The sequence below is a fragment of the Halobacillus sp. GSS1 genome (assembly GCF_017307035.1).
In the GTDB taxonomy this organism is placed as follows: Bacteria; Bacillota; Bacilli; order Bacillales; family Halobacillaceae; genus Halobacillus; species Halobacillus litoralis.
This window is the reverse complement of sequence record NZ_JAFLHE010000009.1, coordinates 76,944-97,230: the sequence shown is the minus strand read 5'-3', so window position 1 is coordinate 97,230 and position 20,287 is coordinate 76,944. Positions and strand designations below refer to the sequence as shown.

Genomic DNA, 20,287 nt, shown 5'->3' with positions numbered 1-20,287 from the left:
AACGAAAGTCTCGAAATCAAGTCTTCCACAATCCTGCCATGTTCTTTGATAACCCATATTCAACATCATTTAATTCAAATAAAAAATCACCAAAAGTACGGTGATTGAATTGATGTCTATTTAGAAACATGTGAAGATTCGCTGGATTCTCATGTATTTATATAAAGTTCTGGCGTGACGACCTTCAAGGGTATAAGGGTTTTGTAATCTTTCAAGCTTATTGATGAAAGCAAGGTCACAATCGCAGTAATCTCTGTAATAACGATAGCATTCATCATGGGCTTTGCAGGCAGCGTCTACGGCGTTGACGGGTTCACCCGGCCCGCTGCATCCTGGTCCACAGTACTTATAGCCGGGAAAGACACAGAACCCCGGTCTGCGCATCGGTTCTCTTCTTCTATACATGTGGTTCTCCTCCATCAAAAAGATTGTCTACAACTATTGTATGATGAGGCTGTGGAATTGGTTTGGTCTCGTACCCTTACCAGGTTTATAATACTCCCCTTTGAGTTATATGCTAAATAATACCAATAAGGAGGAGATAGAAGATGTCACGTGAAAATTATCAAAATCTAATGGAAAAGCTTCACGCTTGTATGGAAGCGTGTAACCATTGTTATGACGCTTGCTTGAAAGAGGAAGACGTAAAAATGATGGCGGAGTGTATTCGTACCGATCGTGAATGTGCCGATATTTGCGGATACTTAGAACAGGCGATTACCAGAAATTCTCCGTTTGTTTCTGAATTGGCTGGCGTTTGTGCGAAGATCTGTCAGGCATGTGGAGATGAATGTAAGAAACATGACCTTCAGCACTGCCAGGATTGTGCCAAAGCTTGCTATGAATGTGCGGAAGCTTGAAAACAGGTAGCATGATTCATGATTGACTGGATAAGGAGTCCCTGGTCGCAGGGGGTTTTTATTTTGTGTTTTTTTCTCTTGCGTATATAAGTATATGCTTATATCATAATGAAGGGTGAGGTGATTCTGATGAAAGAGACAATCATTGAATTGGAACAAGCTGCACAAACGTTGAAGCTCTTAGGAGATAAAACGCGACTGACCATTCTTGGTTTGGTGAAAGATAGTGAATGTTGTGTATGTGAGTTTGTGGAAGTACTGCAAATGAGCCAGCCTTCCATTAGTCAGCATCTAAGAAAGCTGCGTGATGCTGGTCTTGTAAAGGAACAACGAAGAGGGCAGTGGATTTTTTATTCGTTGAACAGAGAACACGCCACATACCCCATCATTCAACAGGTTCTGGAACAGATCCCGGACCAAAAAGAGAAATTGACAGCATTGGAAGTAGCGGGACTACGCATCCAATGCAATAGCTAGGGGGATTGTTTTTGAGTTTAGCACTGATTGCCACGATTATTTTTATACTTACACTCGTTTTTGTCATTTGGCAGCCAAAGAATCTTGGAATCGGCTGGTCCGCTTGTGCGGGTGCCATACTCGCCTTGATTTTTGGTGTCGTTGATTTTCAGGATGTACTCGCCGTTACAGACATTGTCTGGAATGCGACATTAGCTTTTATCGCCATTATCATTATTTCATTGATTTTAGATGAGATAGGATTTTTCGAATGGGCGGCTCTTCACATGGCCCGGGTAGCGAAAGGTGACGGGAAGCGGATGTTTGTTTATGTGACCTTGCTGGGAGCGGTTGTTGCTGCCCTTTTCGCAAATGATGGAGCAGCTTTAATTTTAACGCCGATTGTACTTGCGATGGTCAGGAATCTAAACTTCAAGGAAGCGATGATTTTACCGTTCATCATGGCGAGTGGTTTCATAGCCGATACAACTTCCTTACCGCTCATTGTCAGCAACCTTGTGAACATTGTGTCTGCAGATTTCTTCGATATTGGATTTGTAGAGTATGCGTCACGGATGATTGTTCCGAACTTGTTTTCACTGGGGGCCAGTATTCTTGTTTTGTTCTTATTTTTCCGTAAGAGTATTCCGGCTAATTACGATCTATCTCAGTTGAAAATGCCGAAGGAAGCGATCCAGGATGATAAGATGTTCCGCATGTCGTGGGGCATTCTTGCTGTTCTGTTGATCGGATATTTCGCAAGTGAGCCTTTGGGGATTCCTGTTTCCATCATTGCCGGCATTGTCGCGATCTTCTTCCTATTGATGGCTAGAAGGAGTACGGCCGTTCAGACAGGAGAAGTGATCAAAGGAGCTCCATGGGCGATTGTCTTCTTCTCTGTAGGGATGTATGTGGTCGTTTATGGCCTTCGTAATGTAGGCTTGACCGATATCCTTGCAAATGTCATCCAATACACAGCAGATCAAGGTTTGTTTGCGGCGACCATTTCTATGGGATTCATTGCGGCCATTCTATCGTCCATCATGAATAACATGCCGACGGTAATGATTGATGCGCTGGCTATTGCTGATACAAATACAGCTGGAACGATGAGGGAGGCCCTCATTTATGCCAATGTCATCGGATCAGACCTTGGGCCGAAGATTACACCAATTGGATCTTTGGCGACCTTGCTGTGGCTTCACGTTTTATCCATGAAAGGCTTTAAGATTTCATGGGGATACTACTTTAAAGTGGGAATCATCCTTACTGTACCGACCTTATTCATTACACTAGTCGGACTTTATCTATGGTTATTAATTATTTAATTTTCGAAAAGGGAGAAATGCTACATGTCTAACAAACCAGTCATCTATTTTCTATGCACAGGGAACTCTTGCCGGAGCCAAATGGCAGAAGGGTTCGGAAAGAAATATTTGAGCGATAAGTATGAGGTGAAATCAGCAGGGATTGAAGCGCATGGCTTGAATCCGAATGCTGTTAAGGCGATGAATGAAGTCGATGTGGATATTACAGATCAAACATCTGATGTTATCGATCCGGATATTCTGAACAATGCTGAATTTGCAATTACTCTATGTGGTGATGCGAACGACAAGTGCCCGGTGACGCCTTCTCAAGTTACTCGTTTCCACTGGGGATTCGATGACCCGGCGAAAGCGGAAGGAACGGAAGAAGAAAAATGGGCATTCTTCCAGCGTGTACGTGACGAAATTGAGGCACGCATACAGAAGTTCGCTGAAACAGGAGAGTAAGAAAAACAAAGCGGGCTAAACTGAATATAGTGGAAATAGGCATGACTCGCGTGAAATAAGGTTATACCTTTAATGAGAAGACCTTTTGCTGAAGGAGGAGTTTGAATGGCTTATAAATCCATTATTTTAGGCACAGGCCCTGCCGGATTAACGGCAGCTGTTTATTTAGCCAGAGCGGATATGGAACCTCTCGTCATAGAGGGACCGGAACCTGGCGGGCAATTGACGCTTACGACGGAAGTAGAAAATTTTCCAGGGTTCCCTGATGGAATTATGGGGCCTGAGCTCATGGATAACATGAAAAAGCAGGCGGAACGCTTTGGCGCGACTTTCAAGCGTGGATGGGTGACCGACGTAGAGGTGGCAGATCGTCCATTCAAACTTCAAGTCGATGGCTTGGGTGAATTAGAGACGGAAACGTTGATCATTTCTACAGGAGCCTCTGCTAAAATGCTCGGCATTCCAGGTGAAAAAGAAAATCTCGGAAAAGGTGTCAGCACATGTGCGACTTGTGATGGGTTCTTTTTCCGAGGGAAGAAAGTTGTCATCATCGGTGGAGGAGACTCTGCGATGGAAGAAGCTACCTTCCTTACGAAATTTGCGAGCGAAGTGCAGGTCATCCACCGTCGCCATGATCTCCGGGCATCGAAAATCATGCAGACACGAGCGCAGGAGAATGAAAAAGTTACGTGGGCGTTGAACAAAACACCGGTTGAAATGGTGTCCGATGGTATGAAGATCAATGGCATCAAGATTCGTGACAACGAATCCGGAGAAGAGGAAGTCATTGAAACCGATGGAATATTTGTTGCGATCGGTCACAACCCGAACACGGATTTTGTGAAAGGAAAACTGAATATGGATGAAAAAGGTTATATTCTCGTTGATCCCGGCACGACCAACACGAATATTCCAGGCATTTTCGCTTGTGGCGATGTACAGGATCAGAAATATCGCCAGGCGATTACAGCTGCAGGTACAGGCTGCATGGCAGCTATGGATACGGAGCGTTTCCTTGAGGGAGAAGCGACAATTGACTGGAGCGAAAACTTATCCTGATTCCTCGATTGAGTACCGATCTGTTCTTACAGGTCGGTGCTTTTTTTTGTACCAGGAATACGTTAGGTCACTTTGAATTGGTGTTAAGGCACTTTCCTCTCGGGTTAGGTCACTTTTCGGCAAGAAAAACCTCTGATGTATGGGTGGGTGGTACAATGGAATCGTCAGTGATTAAATGATAAAGGGGATGGAAGATGAATCGCGAATTGTTGAACAAGTACCACAAGGAACTTCGGGTGCATGCACAAACGACTGGCTTTAGAAGAGAGGAAACGTCTCATGTGGTGCGTCACATCTCTGAATATGATGACCGGGGGTTTATTCTTGCCTCTTCATTGACAGAACAAAACGCAACATCCGTGATCAAAGCAGAGAAAGAGTATTTCAAACAAATAGGTCAGCCTTTTGAATGGAAGCTGTTCAGTTACGATTCTCCTTCTAATTTAAAGGAGCTGTTATTAGCAGAGGGTTTTAAAGAGGATGAAGAAGAAGCTCTCCTTGTCTTGGATCTAACTATGGATAAAGATTTATTAGATAGGCAAATCCCTGCTGAGCTTAAAGAGATTACGGATGAAAACGGTGTGAAAGATATCGTCCGCTTGATGGATGAGATTTGGCAGGAGAAGCATGACTCCCTAGGTAAAAGGTTGTGGCAAGATAAGCAACAACAACCGGATGATTTGTTTTTATATGGGATTTATGATGGAAATCAGCTTGTCTCCGGAGCATGGATGTACTTAGAGAAAGAATCCTCCTTTGCTTCCTTATGGGGCGGCGCCACACAGCCTGCCTACCGTGGACGAGGTTATTACAAAGATCTTGTCGCGGCCAGAGCGAAGAAAGCTTCCGAATACGACTATTCTTTCCTCACTGTTGATGCGAGACCAATGAGCCGCCCCATATTAGAAAGACTCAACTTCCAGCTCCTTGCCTACACGTATGGAATGCTGTCTCCTAAATAATGGTGTACCAGGTCATACAGATAATGGAAAAACCACCCCTAATGGTGGTTTTTTTATTGGAGGTGTTTTAATGTAATAATCTGAAAACTTATTCAATATATATTGTATTTTTAGTTCTATAAGTATAGAATGATTGCAAGAGGTGATGAAATGGAAGTATTTTCTATGGGTTCGAGAAAAAGAGAGACGTATCAATTGGAAGTGAAGCATTCCCTTCTGTGGGAAGCGGCACTAGGCATCGCTGCAATTACAAACGAACGATTGTTGGACACGTTGGACTATACAGAAAATCAGTGGCAGGTGATTAAGCAATCGTTGTCTGCGGAAATGCTCGTTCATTTGGAAACAGTCCAGGAACAGAATACATGGAAAACAATCTTGCTTTTGCTTCATGAAAAGGACCTGGATTCACTCCAGGAATTTAATGATTTTGTAAATGAATTAGGTGAAGAAGAGCTGCGTTACATTGCTATTCCTTATCTAGGAAAAAATCATCAAGAAGATCGAAGGCTTGCTTCGCAAGGGGACCGGGAGGCCGCGGCGCGGCTTCAGGAAGTATCCAGGGATCATGCATTCTTTCCACGTTACATCTCTTACATAAGTCAGAGGGATTTGCATCAATTAAAAAAGCATATCCAAGAGGTAATGTCTGGCTGGTATGAATCGGTGATCAAGCCGGATCAGGCGAAATTCAAAGGTATGCTGGAGCGCGACGCCCTTTCCAAGAAAAAACGACTGGAAAAGCTGGAAGCGGAGGATTTTGTAGAGTGGGCGACACATGGAATTCGGTACATCCCCGAGCCCAGCGTCTATAAGGTTATCCTGATTCCCCACTTTATTTATCGCCCGTGGAATGTGGAAGCCGATATAGAGGGGGCGAAAATCTTCTATTATCCTGTAGCCAATGAAAGTATCCACCCACATGACCCGAATGTTCCAGATCAGATGCTCGTTCAGAAGTTCAAGGCACTTGGAGATGAGAATCGCCTGCGTATGCTGAAAATTTTAATGGGTGGAGGGCGTACCCTGAAAGAGATGACCGAGGAGATCGGGATGGGTAAAACGACCGTCTATCACCATTTGAAGTTGTTGAAATCTGCACGACTTATCGTCGCTTATGGTCCGCGTTATCATGTAAGCCCACGGGCATGGGAAATGTTGCCGAAGGAACTGGAAATCTTTTTGGGAGAGGAAAAATGAGCGGTGCGGATGCATGGGAGGGCGAGGAGAAGCCGTCATTCAAGTCCAATCATCAAGCCTTGCGTTTTATCGGAGGGAATCTAGTATCCTTCTTCGGGGATCAGATTTATTTGATTGCGTTCCCTTTGATGGTGCTTGCTCTCACAGGTTCACCGCTCAATATGGGCATCGTTGCTGCTATCGAGCGTGTGCCTGTTTTGTTACAGCCGCTCGCAGGTGTACTTGCGGACCGATTGAATCGGAAGCGGATCCTGTTGTTTTGTGATTTTTTCCGTTTCCTTTTACTTGGGAGCATAGGGGTATTGTTTTTGTTTGAAATAATCACTATCTATGTTCTCTACGCAGCTGCCTTCGCTATTGGTGTGCTTGGCCAGCTATACCAAACCTCTCAGTTTGCATCGATTCCGAAACTCGTAAGGGAGCAGGATCTCGATCTTGTGAATGCCTGGAACACGGGGGTGTTTCATACGGCTGTCTTTCTAGCCCCGGGCCTTGGTGGTTGGATTGTGACCCTTTATAATCCTGGAGTCGGGATGATCATCAATAGTTTTTCATTCTTTATCGGCTTCCTGGTCGTTTGGAGTTTGCGGGTGGAGAGTGAGCAGATGCAAGGGGAAAAGCGTTCGTTCATCCATGACATCAGCGAGGGGTTCCGTTTTGTGATCCATCAGAAGCCTCTGCTCTATACAAACATCGCCATGTTCTTTTCGGTATTCGGAACCACACTTTTTTTGACGATGTTGATCGTTCATTTAAAAGCTGAGATTGGGTTTTCAGCGGTTTCGATCGGCTGGCTACTATCCATTGGCGGGTTAGGGGCTATCGGGGGAGCGCTGATTTCTCCTGTTCTGAGGAGCAGGGTCACTTACCGTACTCTAATGTTCGGGTGTGGCGCTGTCGGAGGCCTTTCCATCCTCCTGTTTAGTTTCTACCACACTTTTGTTGCTCTCGCCCTTTTAAATGCTGTCGGAACAATTTGTGCTTCCATCAGCAGTCCATGTATTGTAACGTTAAGACAAAAGCTGACGCCGGAGTATTTACTCGCAAGGGTGCAGGCGACGAGCCGGTTCATGACGTGGGCGTTGATGCCCGTAGGTGCGTTGGTCGCTGGAATCATCGGTGAATACATAAGTACATCTATGACCATCGCTGTTGGAGGAACCGTTTCTATCATCGCCTCTTTTATTTATTTACACCCTTCATTAAAAAACGTAGATGCAGAGGAGGGAGCCCTTTGATTTGGAGTCATGATCAAGGATTAATATTAAAGCGGACGGACTTTCTTGGAGAAAGGGATTGGCGAATGGATGATTGTTATAAGCTGATCTTTTCTCCTTATGGGAAAGGTCTCTATCAGACGCCACAGGGTGATGTTTCGATAGAGAAAGAAGGTTTTTTACTTTTCAATCCGGGCCATAAACATAAACAGCTCCGGGCGACGAAGGAAAAGTTCCTTGTGGAAATTCGTCCTGAATTGTTGATGGAAGCGGGTATGCAGCGCGCTTCCACACGTTCGCCAGTCGAATTCGCTACTCTAAGTTATAAGCATCCCCACTTAAATCAGTGGGCTCATTTCGTGAGGGATTTCTTTTTCTATCAAAAGGGAGAAGGAGTGGATCTCTTTTTGGATCATAGTCTCATGCAGCTCGCGGTTCTATTGATGGAGTATGGTCCAGGCTCTCATCAGGCAGAATGGCCGGTTGTTCACGGGCAGGAGCCTGTTCACAGGGCAATGAATGCGATGAAAGAAAGCTATAGAGAAGCTTGGTCTTTAGATGCCATGGCTGCCGTGGCCCGTATGAACAAGTATCAATTTTCCCACGCTTTTAAAAAAGAAACCGGCTTCTCTCCTTACTCATGGCTGCAGGTTTATCGACTTTTTCGAAGTCAGTCTTCTCTGATGGATACGGAGGATTCCATTTTATCCATTGCTTTCGGTCATGGATTTTCCAGTATGACGACATACAATCATCTATTTAAAAGAATCTACCAGAAAACGCCCACGCAATTTCGAGAGTTTTATAAAATGAATCGTCGTTAAAATGAGACAACCCGCTACAATCATCCCTCCGCTCGTAAACATCAGCCACCGGATGGGGATGTATGCGGATAAGACGCCGTAAAGCATCAAAGAGAGCGTATTGGAAGCATATAAAAGAACCGCATTCGTGCTGAACGCTCTTCCCATTTTTTCTTCCGGAACCTTAGACTGTATGAGGAAAACACGTGCAAGACTGGCCACCGGCATGCCCACTCCCACAATTATGCAGCCAATGAAAAAGTGCCCCACTCCATAAAAAAAGCCGTAATAAGCGACGCCAACTCCCCATATCGCTGCCCCCGCTACATAATGGTGGAGGGAGAATCGTTTAATGAAAAAAGGAAGCACCATGTTCGTGAGAATAACCGTTGCTCCAAAAACACCCTGAATCCCGCTGTACCATTCTTCACTTTTTGTAGTCATTTCTTCCAGAGCTAACAGCAACCCCACCTGCCATACCCATGTATTGAGAAAAACCGTATAAAACGTGAAGAAAAAAAGATTCCGAATCGTAGTTTGCCTAACCATCCATACGAAGAATTCTTTGATGGACAGAAAGATGGATCGGATTGTCTGTGATTTCTTCAACGGTTCCTCCAGGTTAAGTTGAGCCAAGCAGTAGACGCTAATAAAATACGTTAATGCATCCAAAGTGAAAAAGTGGAGGACCCCGACCGTATTCAGTAGCGTAATAGCGATGAGTGGAGTCAAAATCGTCACACCACGTGTAATTGTGTCATAAAGACTATTAGCCGCTGTGCGTTCGTCTTCTGGCGTCACCATTGGCAGAACAGCGCGGTGTGCAGGATTGAAAAAGCATCCAATCGTCTGTACTAAAAAACTGACGAGGATCAGCACTGGATAGGTAAGCAGATGGACCCCATGTAAGAGGCTGATTGATAACATGAGAGGTACACGAAGCAAATCCAGCCGGATGAGCAGCTTTTTTCGAGGGAAAGAATCTGCCACCACTCCGCCGATCAAACCGAAGAGCAAATACGGCATCGTTTCTGCCAGCGCCACTCCAGTCGTATGGACATTGGAGCCTGTCATGTCATAAGCAAGGAAAAGAAAAGCCATCGCAGACAGCACATCCCCGAGTCTCGAAACACCACCTCCTAATAAATAGAATCGTATATTCTTCTGCTTCCATAAAGATCGATACATCAACATTCCTCCTTTTCTACTAAAGCTCCCTTTTCTTTAAGATTCAGTTTCGAGATGTTCGTGTGATTCTAGGGGCTCCGGGAAAGCGAGTCATTCCCCGCAGTCCCATCAACTCAGTAAAAGTCTCGAAGTCTTCAATAATCCTTCCATATACTTGAATCTTAACTCACCAGCTTGTTCAGGTTCTTCATCAATATTGGTGAGTTTGTTAGCAAGATTTGGTGGTTTGTTTGATATACTGAATATTCAGAGATAGGGGGCGTGAAATGGACTACGTACAAAGAATGAGGAGATTGATAGGGACGCAGCCTCTGGTAATTACAGGATCTACGGTACTTGTTAAGAATGAGCGGGGAGATCTGCTATTTCAGTATCGGAAGGATACGAAAGAATGGGGACTTCCTGGCGGGGCGATGGAACCAGGAGAGACTCTCGAGCAAACGGCTGTCAGGGAACTGGAGGAAGAAACGGGACTTATAGCAGAAGGTGTGCAGCAGGTCACCACGTTTTCGGGGGGAGATTTTTTTTACAGGTACCCGAATGGGGATGAGGTTTATAATGTCATTGCTTGTTTTATAGCTTCCAATATACGTGGTGAACTTAGAGTAGATCATGAAGAAACGTTGGATTTGAGATATTTCAATAGTAATTCTCTTCCTGAGAATATCGACAAGAGAGCGCAGATCATTCTGGAGAGGATGAGTGAATGAAAGCTTTTGAAGCAGCAAAAGGTGTGATCGAAGAACGGTATGTGAATTGTGATGCCGCACTTCTTGCCGGAAGCGTCGTAAGGGGAGAGGCAACAAGCACATCGGATTTGGACGTCGTGGTTTTTGATTCAAAGGTAACGTCTTCTTTTCGTGAGTCTTTTTACACGAGCCGGTGGCCGGTCGAGGTTTTTGTACATAATTGGTCTACTTATCGTGTTTTTTTCGATAGTGATTGCCAAAGAGGTCAACCTTCGATGCCGCGAATGGTGACAGAGGGACAGATCCTTAAGTGGGATGATCGTTTGGAAAGTGTCAGAGATGAAGCAGCGGACCTACTGAAGAAGGGTCCGGACCCATGGTCAGAGGAAACTCTCATGCATAAGCGCTATTTCCTTACGGATGCCTTGGACGATTTTATTGGCTGCACAGACCAGGGGGAAGCTCTTTTCATAGCAGCAAAACTATCAGAGCAATTAGGCGATTTTTATTTGCGTGCGAATGGAAAGTGGAGCGGATCATCGAAATGGATGGCTCGGTCACTGCGAAACTATGATCCTGCTTTTGCAGAACGGTTGATTCAGCGCTTTGACCGATTTCACAAAAACGGGGAGAGGCAAGGCGTTGTTGAGCTGGTGGATGAGGTGCTGAATCCATACGGAGGTCGTTTGTTCGAAGGTTTTTCGGTTGGAAAAAGGAGGTAGGGAAGTGAAGAGGATCATGGTGCTTGGGGTTTCGGCAGGTGTGGGCAAATCCACTTTTGCGAAAAGACTAGGGGAGAAGCTTGATATCGACGTGTATCATCTCGATCGTTTTTATTGGGAGCCGGGCTGGCAGGAAGCGACATTGGAGGACTTCTCGGCTAGGCAGAGGGAAGTCGTAGAAAAAGACCAGTGGATTATTGAAGGAAATTATAGACCTACGTACGAAATACGCGCAGAAAGGGCAGACACGATTATCTACTTGGAACTGCCTCTAAGGATCTGTCTGTTTCGAGTTTTGAAGCGATGGTGGATCCACCGTGGAAGCACTCGCCCGGACCTTGGTGAAGGGTGCAGTGAAAGAATGGAAGCAGCCTTTCTGAAATTCATTGTAACGACCTATCGGAAACGGAAAAAGAACATGCAGGAAAGACTCCTTTCTTTTCAAGAGATTGGCCGTGAGAAGCGGGTCATTCAATTAAGATCGAAAAAAGATATACAGAAGTTTCTTGATCACGCATTTTCTGATTAGAGTTTCAGATGGAAAGTTCAGATAAAAAAGCGCACCCATTCAGCAATAGGTGCGCTTTTGGTTTTAGGAAGCCTTTTTCTCCTGATCTCTCTCCTCTGGCATGAGAAGAGGCATCGGCTGACATTTTTTCTTTGTTAATTCAGATACTACGAAAATCATGACGAACGCTGCAATACAGGCAAGTGTACGGAACGGGAACAGGACGATCCCGTCAGCATTGATCATTGGATACGGCAGGAATGCCGGTAGTCCCATCGCAGGTTCACCGCCACCTAAACGAAGGAATAAAGCAACAGAGAAGCCGGCGATCGATCCATAAAGGTTCGCATTCTTATAAAAGAGAGCCATCGTAAGCTGTGGGAAAAGAATGGTGTACACAAGATCGGATGCTAAATACCACAGCGTATAAACACTTTTCACATTTAATGCGATGATCATAGCTCCAACACCGACGATGATGATTGTGCGCTTGATCACTTTTTTCAATTGCTCAGAGCTTGCGTTCGGTTTGATTAATGGACGATACACATTCCAGGACGCCATGGAAGAGGCTGAAAGAATGGAAGAGTCCATGGAAGACATGACTGCTGCCGCTAGCGCTCCGAGTCCGATTGCGGACACGAGTTCAGGTGTTAAATATCTAAGGATGTGCGGCAGAATAACTGCTGGATTCTCAGGAGTTGGAAGTCCCATGCTTGCCCAGTCCATATTGACACCGACAATTCCAATTAGTACAGCAGGGATAGCTGCAATGATGCAGATGATTCCTGCGGTGATGGATAACCACATCGCTGTTTTTTCATTTTTGGCAGAAAGAACACGCTGGAAATATACTTGCCACGCAATACCACCAAAGATAAGAAGGAGGGCATAGTCGATCCAGTTCCAGAACCAGTTGCCCCAGGCGGGATCCTGCCATCCATTCAAAGGTGGAAATAGATTGGCGTAAGATCCGAATTCTACGGAATAGTTGCTCCATGCGTTTTCAAGGCCGCCAACATGACCTAAAGTAAAGGGCACGACTAATATAAGACCGATTAATAGAATGGCCATTTGGAAAACGTCCGTATAGGCGACTGCCCACATGCCTCCGGCTACGGTATAGGCGATGGCAATGACTCCAGAAAGGATGATGGATGTAGTAAAGTCAATGTTCAGAATGGTACCGAATGTTGTGCCGAGAGCCGTTAGAATCGCAGCACTCCAGAACATTTCTCCAAGAAGGGCAGGAATGTACAGGACACCGGCCATTTTTTTACCGAAACGTTGTTCCAGTGGATCGATGATGGTGAAGAATTCATAGCGACGCATTTTACGTGCATAGAAAATTCCACCGATAATCAGGCTTAATGCGTACCCCCATGGAGCTTGTGCCCAAACGAGACCGTCGCTGTAAGTGAACTCTGCTGTACCATTGACATAACCGCCGCCGACCCATGTAGCGGCCATTGTGAACATGGCGATCCCAAGGGGTAAGCTGCGGTTTGCGACCATCATGTCTGCTAGAGATCCGGATTTGTTTGTAGCGAAGACTGCACCGATGTAATAGACGAGGGCATAGAAAACAATCATGGCGATAAATCCGCCCCATTGAATGTTTTCATTAGTGAGGGCCATATAGAGGACGAAAACACCTAAAAGTGTCCCGAGCATGATGGCGGCTTTGTTTTTAGCGAAAAAAGATGTATGTTGATTCGATTGCAATGACATCACTCCTTTTGTTATTATCTGAATATTCTGTAAATTATAAAGTCCATACGTCTCCCTAGAATAACAATCAGCTGAAATGTTATTTAGAGAGGCAGTATCTTATTTTTCTTGGTCGGCAGGAAGAAAATCGAAAATTTCTCCGCTCTCAATAGAATCGACGAGCTTCTGCAGCCAATGGTAATAAGGTTTGGATGCTTCGAGTTGCTGATAGATTTGTTCTGCTTCTTGTTTTACAACTTCGTCCGCTTCTGAATCCTCCATGACATCTTTCAATTCCTTCTGAGCATGTTTGATTGCGTCCAAGTTGGTTTTAACTTCTCTCAACCACTTCTTTGTAAAAAAGTTGGAGAAGAAATTAAAGAAGTCTTTCTCAGCGACAAAAGTCTGCCGGCGCGTTCCTTTTCGGAATGTCTGCTTCACAATATTGTAATTTTGGAGCTTTTTCACTCCTGTACTCATGCTCGGCTTACTCATTCCGAGTTTTTCACGCATTTCATCCAACGTCATATCATCCTCAAAGTACATCGTCCCATATAAGGTCCCTGCACTCCGGGTCACTCCATACAAATCCATCGTTTCCGCAATGGAATCGATCACAAGTCCTTTCGCGTGCTCAATGGTCTGTCGGGAGCTTTCTTCATGATGATTTGTCATTAAAAACCTCCTCACAGGCGTAAAAGCAATTAACTTTATTAAATTTTTTCTTTACAGACTTTATCTTAACGAATAAAAATCGCTTGTCAAAATCCATTTTAGAAAAAAATCGCCTTAAGCCCTATCATCTCATAGGTTATAGGCGATTTAAAAAAAATTTCACTTTGACAAGCTTGTAAAGGCTTGTTAACGTAAAAAGTATTCAAAAAGTTAAATTTTTTATTAACAAAATTAACGATATCTTAGAGGAGAAGAAATTAAGGGTGGGTTACTGAAGGAATTGTGAATCCAACCGTATCTAATGCGGGCTGATAATGTTCAGTAGCACAACTGGAAATTTCAGATGTCATGGAAAGGGAGAAACGAGGAAGAACTTTATAAAGTATAAGGGATCACTAACACCTCCCGGAAGAATCTGCAGATCTTGCCTTAAGGATTGGAACAATCAAAATAAAGAGGAGGACGTTTTGCTTGCTCACTCTATTATATATGGTCTGGCTTGTTCTCACTGGTCAAGCAACCGCAAAAAACAAAATTTATAACCGGTGAATTTTGCTGCGTTCTGCATCGCAAAATAATTTCTAAGCACAAAAGTTATGAAAGTAAATTTGAAAAGAAGAACGATAACATTGGAAAAATACACGACACCCTCCATACGTCGTTAAAGCTGCAGATTAATGCTCAGCGCTCCCCGCATTCATCCTCACTTGAAACAATTTCTTACCTTATAAAACAACGCTCTGACTGACCTGGAGTAGATTACTTTTCCTATGGTTGCAGCACAGATGGAAACATGAGCAGGAAACAAAACGCACAAGCCCCACTTTAAACATGATCAAACACGCCCCAATCCTTCAGGATAAGCCCCCTGCAGTTTTTTATATCATCAATTCTTGTGAAAATGTATTGAATAGGACCGCTTTCTTCGCTGGCATCGAAGGATTCGAATATGTGGACTTTTGATGATTATCAAAAGAGGAAAGGAGATGCTCGCACACATTGAAATGTCTCCATCATTACATAGAGGGAAAAGATAGAGAAAATGTGCCCATCCGGTTAGTATGATAGCTGTTTATTAAGGGGACGATGATATAGAATTGTCATAGAATCATCAGATTTATTTTAGCAATCATCCGCTTCATGAATTATAATGATGATAATGTGAATTAATTCACAAAATGGCTTTTAAGGAGTTTTTATATAAATGAAGCACCTCAGCAGACTAGCTTTCTCAGATCGAAAAGTTTTCATGCTGTTGGTCCTCACGTCCGTGTTGATTGGTGCTGCGATCATTGGTCAATCCTATTTTTTTGTGGCGATCGTCGACCGGATTTTTCTTGGTGAGGAACGTTTTCAGGATATCCTTCCCCTTCTTGGAGGATTGTTTTTTGTGCTGGCTGGACGGACGCTGTTCACATGGCTGAACGGCCGTACCGGCGTAAAGCTTGCTTCCAAAGCGAAGCGTTATTTCCGTCAATCGATTATTGAAAAGTACGCCCGCAATCCCGTTCAAGCTTCTTTACAAGGGCAGTCGGGACGGAAAGTCAGTGTACTGATGGATTCCGTGGACGAGATTGATGGGTATTTCAGCAGTTATATTCCACAAATGATCCAGACAATGATCATTCCATTGATGATCCTTGTCGTGGTTTTCACCCAGCATATCTATTCAGGACTGATTATGGTCATCACCGCACCGTTCATCCCGTTATTTATGGCGATTATTGGTGTGATGACAAAAAAGAAATCAGAAGAACAGATGGAGAAGTTGAACATGTTCTCCGGGAAGTTTCTTGATACACTTCAAGGCTTGACGACATTAAAGCTTTTCGGACGTTCCAAGCAGCAAAAAGAAGAGATTGAATCGAGCAGCCTCGGCTTCCGTGATGCCACCATGGAAGTCTTGAAAGTCGCCTTTGTCTCCTCCTTGATGCTTGAGTTCATTTCCATGCTCAGTATCGGTCTGATCGCATTAGAAATTGCGATCCGGCTCGTCGTTTATGAGAGTGTTTCCTTTTTTACCGCCTTTTTTATTCTCATTCTTGCCCCGGAATTTTATTTGACGTTGAAAGACTTCGGTAGTGCCTTTCATACGGGGAGAGGTGCTTCGGGTGCGGCAAACCTGCTTTCAGAAGAGGTTGAAAAAGAAGAAAAGCAGATTCAGTGGGGAAGAAGAAAGCTTGAAGAGGGCCAGCCTCCTGAGATCAAGCTCGATCAAGTAAGCTTTTCCTACGATAAAGGTTTTTCGATGGAGGGGTTGGCAGCAACCATCACGCCTTATCATCAAGTCGCCATCGTCGGTAAAAGCGGATCGGGAAAATCAACGCTTCTCCATCTTTTAGCAGGCCTTGCTAAACCGTCCTCAGGAGCTATCGAAATCAATAATCGTTCTCTCTTTGACTATGAGGAAAGAGAATGGTTTTCTCAGGTAAGCTACATTTCTCAGCATCCCTATTTATTTTCTGGAACGATTGCTGAGAACATTGCCATTGGCGGACGAGGGAATCATTCCAAAGAGGAAATTTTTGAGGCCGCCGAGAAGGCGGGGATTTCTGAGTTGATCGCTTCATTGGAAAAAGGGTACGATACCCCGGTTGGAGAAGCGGGACGCGGACTTTCGGGAGGCGAGAAACAACGCCTCGCTCTTGCGCGTACATTTCTTAAAAAGCCTTCCGTCATTCTGTTTGATGAACCGACCACAGGTCTGGATCTGAAAACAGAACGGGTGTTGCAAGCTTCTATGGAAGAGCTTGCGAAGACAGCGACGATCATCACCGTTGCTCACCGTCTGCATACAATCAAAAAGGCCGATCAGATTCTGCTGCTCGATCGTGGTCGCCTTATCGGAAAAGGTACACACGAAGAACTGCTGACAACGGTGAAAGAGTACAGGGATATGGTGACCGTCCAGCAAGGAGGGGACTCCGCATGAAAGAAATGAAGGAAGTCATCCGTTTAGTTGCATTGGAAAAAAGGGACATTGTGCTTTCCATCGTCTTTGGTTTTCTTGCCGGAATGTCGGCGGTCGGACTGTTTGGCGCCAGTGGATATTTAATATCCAGAGCGGCCCTCATCCCTCCGTTGTATGCATTGACGGTGCTCATCGCCTTCTTAAAGCTGTTCGGATTTGCGAGAGCACTCGGGCGTTATGCGGAAAGGTATTTCTCACACAGGGCAACCTTTACGATTTTAAGTAACCTGCGGCTTGCTTTTTATAAAAAATTAGAACCTCATGCTCCTAGAATTTTTCAGAAATACCGGAGTGGAGATTTGCTTTCACGTATTGTGGGCGATGTGGAGAGTCTGCAAAACTTCTTTTTGCGTGTGTATTATCCACCAGTCGTCCTTGTCATCATCTTCCTGGGGACGATTGTTTTCACATCCATCTTCTCTATTTCTATAGCCATCGTTCTTCTTTTGGGCCTCATCGTTACAGGGCTGCTGATTCCAGCCTGGTACACGGTGAAACAGCGAAAACTAGCCAGTCGTGTAAGACAGGCACGCGGGGAGTTATCGACCGAAGCGGCGGAATGGCTTTACGGTTTTCGCGATCTGAAAATCTATCAGCAGCTTGAAGAGAAGAAAGAAAAGCTGCAGCAGTCGTCCGAAGATTATATTCGAGAGGATGAGCGGGACAGTCGTCAGATGCTTTCCAGTCACTCCTGGAACACATTTGCGACACTCCTCGTCTCATGGATTGTTACAGGTCTTGGGGCTGTTCTTGTGGCGGAAGGAGATTTGAACGGGTTGTTTCTTGCCATGCTCGTGATGGTTTCTTTGACCGTTTTTGAAAACGCAGCACCAATGGCTGTTCTACCAAGCCACCTTGATGATAGCAAGCGGGCATCGGAGCGTCTTTTTTCCATTGTGGAGGAAGAAGATCATGGATCAGGATCCTATAACCTTGATCCGAATCTTGTCCCTGCCATGGAGGTTTCTCATGTCAGTTACCGTTTTCCCGACGAAGAAAGAGAGGCCCTGACAGATGTGAATGTGTCGATTCCAGCAGGCAGTAAGACCGCCATCGTCGGAGCCAGTGGATCGGGAAAATCAACACTCTTGCAACTGTTCATGAAATTCCAACTTCCGTCTGCGGGTGAGCTGATGGTCAACGATATGGATATTAGGGATCTATCAGAAGAGAGCATTTGGGAGAACAGCAACGTCGTACTTCAGGAAAACCATTATTTTTATGGGACCATACGTGAAAACCTCAAACTTGCCGGAGAAGATCTCTCAGATGAAGAGATGGAGCTCGTGCTGAAAGAAGTCGGATTGGAATTTGACCTGGACCAACCGGTTTTTGAAAAAGGAGAGAACCTTTCAGGTGGGGAGCGTCAACGCCTGTCCATAGCAAGAGCTTTTCTGAAAGGTAAGCGCCTCTGGCTGCTTGATGAACCGACATCTTCTGTCGATGCTCTGACCGAACGGATGATTTTCGATCACCTGTATGAACGCGCGTCACAGGATACAGTGGTGCTCATCAGCCACCGCTTGAGCGGATTGGAAAAGATGGACCAGATCATCGTCATGGCAGAAGGGAAAGTCGTAGAAGCGGGTTCTTATGATGAACTCATACAAAAGCAGGGGCACTTCTACGAAATGAAACAAATCGAAAAAAATATCTTCCACACATAAAAAAATGCCGTACCGGATATTCCATAATATGGATGACCTGGTACGGTAATTTTTTCCATGTAATTGAGATAAGTGAACATCCGGTCGCGACGGGAGCATGGGTCGCTTAGTAGTAGTAAGGGTATCCGTATCCGTAAGGGTAGTAATAGGGGTACGGGCGTGCGAAGTAGGGGAATAACGCCAAAGTAGTTAGTCCCGCTATTGGAAGGACTTCACGACGGAAACGGCGTGCCCGCCGGCGTCCATAACCGTATTGGCGTTCCTCCATAGCATTGCCATCCTCATCGACCATAACGTCTTCACTTATTAAGATCGTCATCTTATCATGATTCACGTCAGTGATGATTCCATCAAAACTGCGTCCATCCTTAGTTTGGACCATAACATGGTAGTACTTCATTTTATTGCACTGCTCATAGGAAGGCTGCGTATGACCTTGTTGCATGTTTCGTTCTTCTGTCATTTTAACCAACTCCTCAAAATCCATGATATTCACCCAGCCCAAAAGTGTGACAATCCATTTCATATGAGTTGTTAAAGGGTATGCCAGTCGTGTCTACCATCGCGATTTCGCATTTGAATACTTTCCTGTGGGGAGCGCCGGGGAGGTTCACTGCGCTCCCGGGGAAAGCGAGCTAATGCTCACAGCCCCCATTCACTTAAAAAATGTATCGAAACTGAGTCTTCCGCAATTGGGAGCTAATGTGAATCAACAAAAAGAAACATGCCCGTTAAAGAAAGCGTTATCATTATTTGTTAAATTCTAGTACACTAGAGATAATTCATAAGGTGAGGTGAAGGAATTGAAAAAGAGAGCGCCGATGGATTTAGGAAATGATGTGTTTTTGATTGATGGCTACGATATGGGGTTTGAAGGACGGACAGGTACATATGTGTTGTTAGGGGATGACATTACGCTAGTAGAATCGGGACCGAGTCCTTCGGTTCCTAGAGTCCTGGTTGGTTTGGAAGAGTTGAAGATTCCAAAAGAAAAAGTAGCGTACGTAATTTTGACACATATCCATTTGGATCATGCGGGTGGAGCGGGTCTGCTTTTACAGGAATGCCCGAACGCACAGGTCATCGTCCATGAAAAAGGAAAACGGCACCTTGCCGATCCTTCGCGTTTGATTCAAGGAGCGAAGGCGGTTTATGGAGAAGCGTTTGATGAATTGTTTGATCCCATTCTCCCTATACCGGAAGATCGCCTGGAAGCAAAAAGAGAGGGAGACACGCTTACGCTTTCAGAAAAACGTACACTCACGTTTTATGACACTCCCGGGCATGCCAAGCACCACCTTGGCATTTATGATTCGCTCAGCAATGGAATTTTCACAGGGGATACGGCAGGGATTCGGTATCATCAGACAGAAGATCATGGATTGACGTTTTACTTACCAACGACTTCACCCAACCAGTTCGATCCGGATGCGATGCTTGAATGCATCGATCGTTTTCGAGATATGAATCCTTCTTGTCTCTATTTCGGTCATTTTGGGAAGACAGAAGCTCCTGATCAAACGTTTGACCAAGTCAGTGCCTGGATTCCTGTTTTTGTGAGTGTAGCGAAGGATGCTTTAGAACAAGGTCAAGGGCTTGAGGGCGTTCAACAGCGGCTTCATGAACGAGTGGCGTCTTATTTAGAGGAAAAAGGAATTCCACAGACCCACAAGGTCTATGACATTCTGAAACTGGATATAGAAGTTTGTTCCATGGGTCTCACTGACTATTTGAAAAGGCAAAGCAGAACGTAATTGTTCTGCTTTTTCTCGTGGTTACACATATAATTGAAACATAACGCTGTATTCAAACGTATGGAATATGG

Annotated in this window: 20 protein-coding genes; 15 read left to right on the top strand and 5 right to left on the bottom strand. The window is 44.8% G+C overall.

Annotation, left to right across the window (positions count from 1 at the left end; translation table 11 throughout):
- Positions 1-120 precede the first annotated feature (120 nt).
- On the bottom strand, positions 121-405 hold the full coding sequence (locus J0K78_RS15280) for a phospholipase (RefSeq protein WP_206947820.1): 285 nt from the start codon (positions 403-405) through the stop codon (positions 121-123).
- Positions 406-548: 143 nt separating this feature from the next.
- Here J0K78_RS15280 and J0K78_RS15275 point away from each other — a divergent pair, with 143 nt between their 5' ends.
- From J0K78_RS15275 to J0K78_RS15235, 9 genes are all read left to right on the top strand, one after another.
- Positions 549-860 carry a four-helix bundle copper-binding protein gene (locus tag J0K78_RS15275; RefSeq protein WP_206947819.1) on the top strand — a complete coding sequence of 104 codons (312 nt, stop codon included), beginning with the start codon at positions 549-551 and terminating at the stop codon, positions 858-860.
- A gap of 129 nt (positions 861-989) precedes the next feature.
- Positions 990-1,337, top strand: a complete 348-nt coding sequence (locus tag J0K78_RS15270; RefSeq protein ID WP_206947818.1) for an ArsR/SmtB family transcription factor — start codon at positions 990-992, stop codon at positions 1,335-1,337.
- An 11-nt stretch (positions 1,338-1,348) separates the two neighbouring features.
- The gene (locus J0K78_RS15265; RefSeq protein ID WP_206947817.1) at positions 1,349-2,644 is read left to right on the top strand and encodes an arsenic transporter; all 1,296 of its coding nucleotides are present in this window, start codon (positions 1,349-1,351) and stop codon (positions 2,642-2,644) included.
- 24 nt (positions 2,645-2,668) lie between these two features.
- Positions 2,669-3,091 (top strand): arsenate reductase (thioredoxin), encoded by a 423-nt coding sequence (gene arsC, locus J0K78_RS15260; RefSeq protein ID WP_206947816.1) that lies wholly within the window; start codon positions 2,669-2,671, stop codon positions 3,089-3,091.
- A gap of 105 nt (positions 3,092-3,196) precedes the next feature.
- Positions 3,197-4,150, top strand: a complete 954-nt coding sequence (trxB, locus tag J0K78_RS15255) for a thioredoxin-disulfide reductase (RefSeq protein WP_206947815.1) — start codon at positions 3,197-3,199, stop codon at positions 4,148-4,150.
- A 194-nt stretch (positions 4,151-4,344) separates the two neighbouring features.
- Positions 4,345-5,112 (top strand): GNAT family N-acetyltransferase, encoded by a 768-nt coding sequence (locus J0K78_RS15250; protein ID WP_206947814.1) that lies wholly within the window; start codon positions 4,345-4,347, stop codon positions 5,110-5,112.
- 150 nt (positions 5,113-5,262) lie between these two features.
- Positions 5,263-6,312: an ArsR/SmtB family transcription factor gene (locus J0K78_RS15245; protein WP_206947813.1), complete on the top strand. Its 1,050-nt coding sequence runs from the start codon at positions 5,263-5,265 to the stop codon at positions 6,310-6,312.
- The gene (locus J0K78_RS15240) at positions 6,309-7,550 is read left to right on the top strand and encodes an MFS transporter (RefSeq protein WP_206947812.1); all 1,242 of its coding nucleotides are present in this window, start codon (positions 6,309-6,311) and stop codon (positions 7,548-7,550) included. The genes J0K78_RS15245 and J0K78_RS15240 overlap by 4 nt, the downstream gene beginning before the upstream one ends.
- Complete coding sequence (locus tag J0K78_RS15235) at positions 7,547-8,353, top strand: helix-turn-helix domain-containing protein (protein ID WP_206947811.1); 807 nt, start codon at positions 7,547-7,549, stop codon at positions 8,351-8,353. The genes J0K78_RS15240 and J0K78_RS15235 overlap by 4 nt, the downstream gene beginning before the upstream one ends.
- Here J0K78_RS15235 and J0K78_RS15230 read toward each other — a convergent pair.
- A complete protein-coding gene (locus tag J0K78_RS15230) occupies positions 8,285-9,520 on the bottom strand; it encodes an MFS transporter (RefSeq protein WP_206947810.1) in 1,236 nt (411 codons plus the stop codon). The genes J0K78_RS15235 and J0K78_RS15230 overlap by 69 nt on opposite strands.
- 266 nt (positions 9,521-9,786) lie before the next feature.
- On the opposite strand from J0K78_RS15230, the gene J0K78_RS15225 reads away from it, so the two are divergent.
- Genes J0K78_RS15225 through J0K78_RS15215 form a run of 3 tightly spaced genes read left to right on the top strand, consistent with a single transcriptional unit; the run spans position 9,787 to position 11,460 of the window.
- Positions 9,787-10,230, top strand: coding sequence for an NUDIX hydrolase (locus J0K78_RS15225; RefSeq protein ID WP_206947809.1), 444 nt, complete (start codon positions 9,787-9,789; stop codon positions 10,228-10,230).
- Complete coding sequence (locus J0K78_RS15220; protein WP_206947808.1) at positions 10,227-10,931, top strand: nucleotidyltransferase domain-containing protein; 705 nt, start codon at positions 10,227-10,229, stop codon at positions 10,929-10,931. Before J0K78_RS15225 ends, J0K78_RS15220 begins: the two co-directional genes overlap by 4 nt.
- 4 nt (positions 10,932-10,935) lie before the next feature.
- Positions 10,936-11,460 (top strand): P-loop NTPase family protein, encoded by a 525-nt coding sequence (locus tag J0K78_RS15215; RefSeq protein ID WP_206947807.1) that lies wholly within the window; start codon positions 10,936-10,938, stop codon positions 11,458-11,460.
- 63 nt (positions 11,461-11,523) lie between these two features.
- Here J0K78_RS15215 and J0K78_RS15210 read toward each other — a convergent pair whose 3' ends face one another.
- On the bottom strand, positions 11,524-13,113 hold the full coding sequence (locus J0K78_RS15210; RefSeq protein WP_206947832.1) for a high affinity choline transporter 1: 1,590 nt from the start codon (positions 13,111-13,113) through the stop codon (positions 11,524-11,526).
- A gap of 156 nt (positions 13,114-13,269) precedes the next feature.
- A complete protein-coding gene (gene cudC / locus J0K78_RS15205; protein WP_206947806.1) occupies positions 13,270-13,824 on the bottom strand; it encodes a choline uptake/conversion transcriptional regulator CudC in 555 nt (184 codons plus the stop codon).
- Between the two features lie 1,204 nt (positions 13,825-15,028).
- Between cudC and cydD the strand changes: the two genes are divergently transcribed.
- Both cydD and cydC read left to right on the top strand, forming a co-directional pair.
- Positions 15,029-16,756, top strand: a complete 1,728-nt coding sequence (gene cydD / locus J0K78_RS15200) for a thiol reductant ABC exporter subunit CydD (protein WP_206947805.1) — start codon at positions 15,029-15,031, stop codon at positions 16,754-16,756.
- Positions 16,753-18,462, top strand: coding sequence for a thiol reductant ABC exporter subunit CydC (gene cydC / locus J0K78_RS15195; RefSeq protein WP_206947804.1), 1,710 nt, complete (start codon positions 16,753-16,755; stop codon positions 18,460-18,462). Before cydD ends, cydC begins: the two co-directional genes overlap by 4 nt.
- Positions 18,463-18,568: 106 nt before the next feature.
- Here cydC and J0K78_RS15190 read toward each other — a convergent pair whose 3' ends face one another.
- Entirely contained in the window at positions 18,569-18,925 is a 357-nt protein-coding gene (locus tag J0K78_RS15190) for a hypothetical protein (RefSeq protein WP_206947803.1), read from the bottom strand.
- 358 nt (positions 18,926-19,283) lie between these two features.
- Between J0K78_RS15190 and J0K78_RS15185 the strand changes: the two genes are divergently transcribed.
- Positions 19,284-20,216: an MBL fold metallo-hydrolase gene (locus tag J0K78_RS15185; RefSeq protein ID WP_206947802.1), complete on the top strand. Its 933-nt coding sequence runs from the start codon at positions 19,284-19,286 to the stop codon at positions 20,214-20,216.
- Positions 20,217-20,287: the final 71 nt, after the last annotated feature.

Coding starts and splice junctions, on each gene's coding strand:
- J0K78_RS15280 (WP_206947820.1), bottom strand. CDS start 405: ATGTATAGAAGAAGAGAACCGATGCGCAGACCGGGGTTCTGTGTCTTT.
- J0K78_RS15275 (WP_206947819.1), top strand. CDS start 549: ATGTCACGTGAAAATTATCAAAATCTAATGGAAAAGCTTCACGCTTGT.
- J0K78_RS15270 (WP_206947818.1), top strand. CDS start 990: ATGAAAGAGACAATCATTGAATTGGAACAAGCTGCACAAACGTTGAAG.
- arsC (WP_206947816.1), top strand. CDS start 2,669: ATGTCTAACAAACCAGTCATCTATTTTCTATGCACAGGGAACTCTTGC.
- trxB (WP_206947815.1), top strand. CDS start 3,197: ATGGCTTATAAATCCATTATTTTAGGCACAGGCCCTGCCGGATTAACG.
- J0K78_RS15250 (WP_206947814.1), top strand. CDS start 4,345: ATGAATCGCGAATTGTTGAACAAGTACCACAAGGAACTTCGGGTGCAT.
- J0K78_RS15245 (WP_206947813.1), top strand. CDS start 5,263: ATGGAAGTATTTTCTATGGGTTCGAGAAAAAGAGAGACGTATCAATTG.
- J0K78_RS15240 (WP_206947812.1), top strand. CDS start 6,309: ATGAGCGGTGCGGATGCATGGGAGGGCGAGGAGAAGCCGTCATTCAAG.
- J0K78_RS15230 (WP_206947810.1), bottom strand. CDS start 9,520: ATGTATCGATCTTTATGGAAGCAGAAGAATATACGATTCTATTTATTA.
- J0K78_RS15225 (WP_206947809.1), top strand. CDS start 9,787: ATGGACTACGTACAAAGAATGAGGAGATTGATAGGGACGCAGCCTCTG.
- J0K78_RS15220 (WP_206947808.1), top strand. CDS start 10,227: ATGAAAGCTTTTGAAGCAGCAAAAGGTGTGATCGAAGAACGGTATGTG.
- J0K78_RS15210 (WP_206947832.1), bottom strand. CDS start 13,113: ATGCTCGGGACACTTTTAGGTGTTTTCGTCCTCTATATGGCCCTCACT.
- cudC (WP_206947806.1), bottom strand. CDS start 13,824: ATGACAAATCATCATGAAGAAAGCTCCCGACAGACCATTGAGCACGCG.
- cydD (WP_206947805.1), top strand. CDS start 15,029: ATGAAGCACCTCAGCAGACTAGCTTTCTCAGATCGAAAAGTTTTCATG.
- cydC (WP_206947804.1), top strand. CDS start 16,753: ATGAAAGAAATGAAGGAAGTCATCCGTTTAGTTGCATTGGAAAAAAGG.
- J0K78_RS15190 (WP_206947803.1), bottom strand. CDS start 18,925: ATGACAGAAGAACGAAACATGCAACAAGGTCATACGCAGCCTTCCTAT.
- J0K78_RS15185 (WP_206947802.1), top strand. CDS start 19,284: ATGGATTTAGGAAATGATGTGTTTTTGATTGATGGCTACGATATGGGG.